The following is a 7,405-nucleotide window of genomic DNA, read 5'->3' on the forward strand; positions in this document are numbered from 1 at the left end:
GTCATTACTCCCCGTTTAAATAAAACAAAATAAGTCGATCAAACCAGCTGGATTCTTCCTCAGCTGGATTTGCCGATACTTTCACAGCCTTGCCACTTGGCTCGTCATAGCGGTGATAATTTTGATATTCTTCATTTACCCACATCATACCATAGTAAAAAAGAATTGTGCATGCCGTGAAAAGCAAAAATACCTTTAGTGTTTTGACAACAATCTTTAGCCACGATTTCATGTCCGTTTCCTCCAAAAAAATCCTTATATTGAAGGGTATGCCAGTTAGGACAAGAAATATACATCAAAAAAGCCCTCTCCGTGTTGGAAAAGGCTTGTTTTTTATTCTTCTTTATCTTGGCAACGGTAGCAAATACCGTGAAAGGTCAAACGATGATCTTTGATTTGAAAGTTCCATCTTTTTTCCACAATTGCTTCTACATCTTCTAGCAAATCTTCCTGGATTTCATCTACGGCTCCACACTCTATACAAACAAGATGATGGTGAAAATGTGCTGCACCTTCCTGTCTTAAATCATAGCGTGAAACACCGTCACCAAAATTAATTTTGTCTACTATTTTCAATTCAGTCAGTAACTCTAGTGTTCTATAAACCGTTGCGAGTCCAATTTCAGGTGATTTTTCTTTCACAAGGAGGTACACATCTTCAGCACTCAAATGATCCTCTTCATGTTCAAGGAGCACCCGCACGGTAGCTTCGCGCTGCGGTGTCAATTTATAGCTGGATGAATGTAGATGTTTTTTGATTCTTTCAATTCTGCTTTCCATAACGATAGTCCTCCCCGCTACTTTCACCCTCTTATTATAACAGAGACTCAAGCAATTTCAAAATGAAAATCATTTTAAAAAAGGAATGATAATGATTCTAATATGATAAAAAATTTAGTGTATTTTGACTCTTCTTCTATTATCTTAAAAACAGTTTACTAGTATTTAGTTGTTTTTTCTACAATTTTAGGATCATTTTTTTACTCAATTATATTCACCACTAGCTTCATCAGCATTGGTGATATATAAGCCTCAATGCTCGCAGCAGCGACAAGAAGGAGGAGGGCGCCTACAAGAGCAAGACCATATCTTCCAAATAACGGGAGGATTGGCTGACTAAGTTTTTTCATAAATTGCCTTCGAATCATCTTTAGTGAAAAGGCTACGGATAAAGTGGCTCCAAAAACAAACACCGGAATGATAATAAGATTTTGCGGAAGGATGGAAACGAAGGAAAGAATAAATCCATCCCAGCTCATTTGATTAACGAGAAAGCCTACCGTAAATCCTACAACAAGCCCTTTAATAAATAAAATGATAAGGATGACGGGCAAACCAATAATAGAAATACCCAAAATCCACATTAAGCCGATAAATTTGCTGTTGTGCATGAAGCTTTGCCAAAGCAAATCATTTGAAGCCGCTACCTTATCATCTGAAACCTGGCCAAAAAACTGAGATAAATAATAGAATAAATCTTCCTTCTGCGAAAAACTCAGACTGTTGACGACAATGGCACCAAATATAACACCCATTAGGAAAAGTACAACGACAAATAAGTAGATGGACGAATGTTCTCGAAAGTGTATGGTGACGATATCCTGGTACATCCTTTTCCTCATGCTTTTTCCTCCTAGAGAATAAATAGACTAATAAAAATGTATGTCTACCACCCTCTCGTTATGCATGAAAATCTAGTAAAATCACTCTACTAGAAAATGTAATTCTTCTACCGCCTTATGCGCATGGGTTCACAACGCCCGCTTATATGGAGAAAACAAGTTCACCTATGAAGCTTTACAAGTGAAATCACAAAAACGACCAGCTCACCGTTTCATGTATGAGCTGGTCTATGAAGAATTCTACTATTCCAAATTGGATACCCTTCCGTACCGGCCTCCGCCACCTGCGTCGAAGGACAATGTTCCCTCTCTCGCACGGACAATAAGGTCGGCTATCTTTGTCGGCACAACCTGTGCTAGCGCCTCAGGCGGCACTTCATGAAGAATCGCCATCTCTGTTCCGAAATGGTTGAGCAGCTTTTCTAGCAGCTTCGGACCGAGCCCTGGAATGAACTGCAAAGGAACCTGATGGATGTAGGGCGGCCTAGTAGTTGGTCCCGTTTCCGCAGTCTTTAATTCCTTGATTCTTTCTGCCACACCCTTTGTGAAATTATGATGGCCACAGTTTGAGCATTCCTCCATATCAAAGCTTGCAGGGGACAAGCATTTTTCACAAACGGTTTGATGGTATTTCCCTAGCAGTGGGTCTAAGCCATAATTGGCCACAATGCGCTGATTATTTTTTCCTTGCAGGGCCTCCTGTAGGTTAGTGAATGTTGGCTCCTTCATTTGAATCGCTTGATATTCACGGGCAATCTTAGCGAGAGAATGAGCATCTGAATTAGATAGATATGGATATCGGTGTATTTCAGCTATTTGATCAGCCATTTCTGTATTCGAGCTTAAGCCGAGCTCGATCCCATCGATCAGATCAGGCTCAAATACCTCGGTTAAGGAGATGTGAACCCCTTTTCCATATAGACTCTTAAAGGGGGTAAACACATGGGCTGGGATGAATAATCCTCCCATTTCCTTCACCTTTGCCTGAAGCTCTCGACCCGTAACGTATACACGCTGTGAGCTCAAATTAATATTTTTCAAATGATGGGAAAGCAAGCCTGAAAAATCCTTCATGATTGCAAGTGAAGGAAAATAACAAAGGACGTGAATCGGTCCATTCGTACCCTCATCATAGATTTCAAGCTCGGACCCTGGAATTATTGTCATCCCGCCGTAAAAAAGTCCGCCCTTCTCATGCTGAATCAGCTCTCCTGCCTCAAGCAGCCCTTCCATTTCAATAATGACCTCTGGGGAGTGACAATCGATGATCCCGATCATATTTAGCCCCTTCAAATCACGGGCATGCTCAATAATATTAGAGAATGTCAAACTCTTCGCACCTGTAATTTTGACGGCCTTTCCTGACTGAGTCCTACCGATATGAATATGTAGGTCCACATAATAAGGCTTCATTTTTTCATCGCCTCTTGTAATTGTAAGTAAGTAACAGCATAGACTGTCTTTGCATCATAGATTTTTTGCTCCTTTATGAGCTGAATCGCCTCATCTAAAGATATCTCTAACAGATTGACGAATTCGTCCTCATCCAGTGTTGCCGCATCCTTCTTCTTTTTAAGACCTTTCGCTATATATAAATGGACGATTTCATCGGCAAAGCCTGGTGAAGTATAAAAAGAAATGAGCCATTCAAGCGAATCACACTCGTAGCCAGTTTCTTCTTCCAATTCTCTAATGGCTGTTTCTCGCGGTTCCTCCCCTTTTTCAAGCTTGCCAGCAGGGATTTCCACGATGGTTCGTTCTAGCGGCTTTCGGAACTGCTCCACCATGACGATGTTATTATCATTTGTTAACGGCAGGATCGCCACAGCGCCAGGATGCTTGACGATTTCTCTCTTCGAGGTTCGGCCATTGGGCAGCTCTACTTCATCGACCTGGAGAGTAATGATTTTTCCAGAAAAAATGGGCTCCGATGAGATTGTTTTTTCCTCAAGGCGACTCATATATGTCACTCCTGTTCTATTCCTAATTGTTCACAACATATAGTGTAGCATACTTAGGTGGGAGGCAGAGAGATGAAGCTGTATGTTCACAAGAAAGGGATCATCCTTGTCGGAAAAGCTTGGGAAATACGGGAAAAGCTAAAAGAATATCAACAACATTATGATGGGCTTCAAGACTGGATTCAATCCATACATAAGGAAAAGAGCTCCTAATTTGTTTTCTCTTATCCGCTACCGTTACAATGGCCTTAGAGGTGAAACAAATGAAGAAAAATCAATTAGGCACATCCGATTTAATGGTGAGCGAAATCGGACTTGGCTGCATGTCACTTGGAACAGATGCAACTCACGCTGAAAAAATCATCGACGCTGCTTTGGAAGCGGGGATTAACTACTTTGATACAGCAGATTTGTATGATTTTGGTGTCAATGAGGAAATCGTCGGAAAGGCACTGAAAAAGGTAAGGGATCAGGTACTGTTAGCAACGAAGGTGGGGAACCGCTGGACCGAACAGAAAGATAGCTGGAGCTGGGATCCCTCCAAAGGCTATATTAAGGAAGCGGTTAAACAGAGCTTAAAAAAGCTCAGCACCGATTACATCGATTTGTATCAGCTACACGGGGGAACGCTGGACGACCCGATTGATGAAACAATTGAGGCATTTGAAGAATTACGTGAAGAAGGATTCATTCGTTATTATGGGATCTCTTCCATTCGTCCGAATGTTATTCGGGAATATGTGAATCGAGCAAATATCGTCTCCAACATGATGCAATACAGCATTCTTGACCGCAGACCAGAGGAAGAGGCATTGCCGCTTCTTCATAAGAATAAGATTAGTGTCGTCACACGCGGATCTCTTGCCAAAGGCTTGTTGACGGAAAAAGCATTGGCGAAATTATCGGGAAGCGGTTATTTAGATTATACTGCAGAGGAACTGAAGGAGCTTATTGTTGCCTTGAAGGACAAAGTAGCGAAAGGCCGCCCATTAACCGAAATCGCCCTTCGCTACAATCTCGCCCATCCTGCCGTTGCTTCTGTTATTGTGGGTGCAAGTTCAGTTGAGCAATTAAAAGCGAATGTAAAGGCGGTCAACTCGAAGCCGTTGACGGAGGAAGAAGTGAGTCTGATTCAATCACTGTCAAAGGCGAATACATATAAGGAGCATCGATAATTGGTAGAAAGCCTACTAATATGTGAATATCGGGACTCGGTTACTTCTTTTAGACCTGAATGAGTCCCGATTATGTGCGAATCGAGACTCAGATGACGCTTTTCGACCGGAGTGAGTCCCGATTATGTGCGAATCGAGACTCAGATACCTCTTTTCGACCGAAGAGAGTCCCGATTAAGTGGGAATCGGGACTCAGATACCTCTTTTCGACCAGAGAGGGTCCCGATTATGTGCGAATCGAGACTCAGATGACGCTTTTCGACCGGAGTAAGTCCTAATAAAACGCAAATCGAGACTCAGATACCTCTTTTCGACCGAAGTAAGTCCCGATTAAACGCGAATCGGGACTCTCTACCTCTTATCATGAGAGGGAAAGTCCCGATTGAAAACGATTCGCTATATTTTCGTTTTATTTAAAATTCTTCCAATTCATCGAGCTTTCATTGAGAAGTTCTTCAAAGGATTTGTTCTTTTCCCGTTGGCGACGTTCTTCCTTTTTTCGTTCTTCTTCCTCAATCTGTTTCTTTTCTTCAGCTGCTTTTAACTGCTGCTTTTGCTCCTTTAATTGCTTGAGCAAATCTTCATTTAGCATATCCCCAAGGGTAACAGGCTTATCTTCATTTCGTTTAGGTGTTTGTTTCTTTTTCATGTCTATCCCTCACTACAATGTTGGTGAGAATATTATAGCATTTATGCTAATTCAACGACAGTGGCAACTCCTTGACCCCCACCAATACAAAGGGTTGCAAGACCTTTCCTTGCCTCTCTCCGCTTCATTTCATGAATAAGTGTGACAAGAATTCGTGCTCCACTTGCGCCGATTGGATGACCAAGAGCGATGGCCCCACCATTAACATTGAGAATGTCCTTATTGAAGTGTAGCTCTCTATCAACAGCTAAGCTCTGCGCCGCAAAGGCTTCATTCGCTTCGATTAACTCGATCTCATCAAGAGAGGTTGCCCCCTTTTCAAGTGCTTTTTTCACCGCATTCACTGGTCCAATTCCCATAATACTTGGATCTACCCCAGCACTTGCATTGCCCTTAATCGTCACAAGTGGCTTGACCCCAAGCTCTTCTGCTTTGGCCTTACTCATCACGACTAGAACGGCTGCACCATCATTGATCCCTGACGCATTACCAGCTGTCACACTACCATCCTTTTTAAAAGCAGGGCGTAAGCTCGCAAGCTTTTCAGCAGTCGTACCTTTTTTCGGATATTCATCCGTGTCAAAAACAATCGGGTCGCCTTTTCGCTGTGGAATGACGACAGGAATGATCTCGTCCTGAAACCTTCCTTCTTCAATTGCTTTCGCTGCCTTCTCCTGACTCCAGGCCGAAAACTCATCCTGTTCTTCCCTACTAATCTCGTATTTATCACAAAGATTTTCAGCAGTAATGCCCATATGATAGTCGTTAAAAGCACACCATAAGCCATCTGTTATCATACTATCTATTAATTTTTGATCGCCCATTCTAAAACCATCTCGGGCATTTTTCAAAAGAAATGGTGCTTGACTCATATTTTCCATTCCACCAGCAACGACCACCTCAGCATCACCTGCAACGATCGCTTGAGTGGCTAAATGAACGGCTTTTAAACCTGATCCACACACCTTATTAATTGTCATCGCAGAGACTGATTCAGGTAGACCCGCCTTCAATGCCGCCTGTCTCGCTGGGTTTTGCCCAAGACCTGCTTGAAGGACATTTCCAAGGATTACCTCATCGACTTGTTCTGCTTTTACTCCCGCTTTCTCGAGCGCTCCCTTAATCGCGATGGCACCGAGCTCTGGTGCTGAAACATCCTTCAAGCTTCCATTAAAGCTCCCTATCGCCGTCCGAACCGCACTCACAATTACGACCTCTGTTGTTGTCATTCTCTTCATCCCCTTTTTCAACTTACGACTCTATATTTCGATAAAGGATACGAAAACCCTTTCATTTTGTCAAAAAAACTCGGTTCGATGGAATAGCCTTTTCATTTCTTACCCATGTTATATGAGAAAGGAGTGACGCATATGAGTCAAAAACGTGAAAAAGGCAATAGCCAAAAGGGGCAGCCAAATGCAGAAACAGTCAAGCAGAGAATTGCTAGAGAAGAGCTAGAACAAGCCATCCATCCGACAAATAAGCAAAGTCAAAGTCAATAATGTTCTAGCTTACAACCCAACTAGCAATACTCCATACAACAGTAGAGATAAAAATTGCTTGGCCAATGCCGAATAATAGTCCCGTAAAAAAACGTAGCGTATTGGTGCTAGTTCTCCATTTCCATCTTTGTGTGAAGCCGTCCATAAGGAGAGGAACTGCCATTAGAAAGGGAAGCCATAGTGGAACAACGAGTGGGACAAGCACCGCAACGGGTACAAACATATAGCCAAGCAAAATCGCAAAGCATCTTGTGCAAAGCGGCATTGGCTTCCCCTTAATATGTAAACAGCGTTCAGGAATGCGATGACATGGAATAAACATCATAAGCTCTTTCAATTTTTTCAACATCCTTAATTTGAGCAGTCTGGAGAACAATCACAATCAAATTTATCTCCACAATCTGTTAAGAGTCATATTTAATGGCGTTCTATTCGGAAACGAAAGTGACGGTGATGAAGTAAGTTCGCAACCGTCACTTTCGTTTCCTTTTTATTT

At 42.3% G+C, this 7,405-nt stretch carries 11 protein-coding genes; 3 read left to right on the forward strand and 8 right to left on the reverse strand.

The window, feature by feature from the left end; genetic code table 11:
* Window positions 1-4: 4 nt before the first annotated feature.
* From J2S07_RS17540 to J2S07_RS17560, 5 genes are all read right to left on the reverse strand, one after another.
* Entirely contained in the window at window positions 5-232 is a 228-nt protein-coding gene (locus J2S07_RS17540) for a YqzK family protein (RefSeq protein WP_307151707.1), read from the reverse strand.
* A 101-nt stretch (window positions 233-333) separates the two neighbouring features.
* Window positions 334-780: a ferric iron uptake transcriptional regulator gene (gene fur, locus J2S07_RS17545; protein ID WP_307151708.1), complete on the reverse strand. Its 447-nt coding sequence runs from the start codon at window positions 778-780 to the stop codon at window positions 334-336.
* Window positions 781-980: 200 nt separating this feature from the next.
* Window positions 981-1,622, reverse strand: a complete 642-nt coding sequence (gene spoIIM / locus J2S07_RS17550) for a stage II sporulation protein M (protein WP_307151709.1) — start codon at window positions 1,620-1,622, stop codon at window positions 981-983.
* A gap of 243 nt (window positions 1,623-1,865) precedes the next feature.
* Window positions 1,866-3,035, reverse strand: a complete 1,170-nt coding sequence (locus J2S07_RS17555) for an endonuclease Q family protein (protein ID WP_307151710.1) — start codon at window positions 3,033-3,035, stop codon at window positions 1,866-1,868.
* The gene (locus J2S07_RS17560; RefSeq protein WP_307151711.1) at window positions 3,032-3,583 is read right to left on the reverse strand and encodes an NUDIX hydrolase; all 552 of its coding nucleotides are present in this window, start codon (window positions 3,581-3,583) and stop codon (window positions 3,032-3,034) included. Before J2S07_RS17560 ends, J2S07_RS17555 begins: the two co-directional genes overlap by 4 nt.
* Before the next feature lie 72 nt (window positions 3,584-3,655).
* On the opposite strand from J2S07_RS17560, the gene mciZ reads away from it, so the two are divergent.
* Both mciZ and J2S07_RS17570 read left to right on the forward strand, forming a co-directional pair.
* A complete protein-coding gene (mciZ, locus tag J2S07_RS17565; protein ID WP_307151712.1) occupies window positions 3,656-3,796 on the forward strand; it encodes a Z-ring formation inhibitor MciZ in 141 nt (46 codons plus the stop codon).
* A 50-nt stretch (window positions 3,797-3,846) separates the two neighbouring features.
* Window positions 3,847-4,758, forward strand: a complete 912-nt coding sequence (locus tag J2S07_RS17570) for an aldo/keto reductase (RefSeq protein ID WP_307151713.1) — start codon at window positions 3,847-3,849, stop codon at window positions 4,756-4,758.
* A gap of 409 nt (window positions 4,759-5,167) precedes the next feature.
* Here the strand turns inward: J2S07_RS17570 and J2S07_RS17575 are convergent, their stop codons facing one another.
* The gene (locus J2S07_RS17575) at window positions 5,168-5,407 is read right to left on the reverse strand and encodes a YqkE family protein (RefSeq protein ID WP_307151714.1); all 240 of its coding nucleotides are present in this window, start codon (window positions 5,405-5,407) and stop codon (window positions 5,168-5,170) included.
* A 41-nt stretch (window positions 5,408-5,448) separates the two neighbouring features.
* Window positions 5,449-6,636, reverse strand: coding sequence for an acetyl-CoA C-acetyltransferase (locus J2S07_RS17580; RefSeq protein WP_307151715.1), 1,188 nt, complete (start codon window positions 6,634-6,636; stop codon window positions 5,449-5,451).
* Window positions 6,637-6,777: 141 nt separating this feature from the next.
* Here J2S07_RS17580 and J2S07_RS17585 point away from each other — a divergent pair, with 141 nt between their 5' ends.
* Complete coding sequence (locus tag J2S07_RS17585; RefSeq protein WP_307151716.1) at window positions 6,778-6,909, forward strand: hypothetical protein; 132 nt, start codon at window positions 6,778-6,780, stop codon at window positions 6,907-6,909.
* 4 nt (window positions 6,910-6,913) lie between these two features.
* Here J2S07_RS17585 and J2S07_RS17590 read toward each other — a convergent pair whose 3' ends face one another.
* Window positions 6,914-7,246 carry a DUF2085 domain-containing protein gene (locus J2S07_RS17590; protein ID WP_307151717.1) on the reverse strand — a complete coding sequence of 111 codons (333 nt, stop codon included), beginning with the start codon at window positions 7,244-7,246 and terminating at the stop codon, window positions 6,914-6,916.
* Between the last annotated feature and the right edge of the window lie 159 nt (window positions 7,247-7,405).

This window comes from Anoxybacillus andreesenii (assembly GCF_030813005.1).
In the GTDB taxonomy this organism is placed as follows: domain Bacteria; phylum Bacillota; class Bacilli; order Bacillales; family Cytobacillaceae; genus Robertmurraya; species Robertmurraya andreesenii.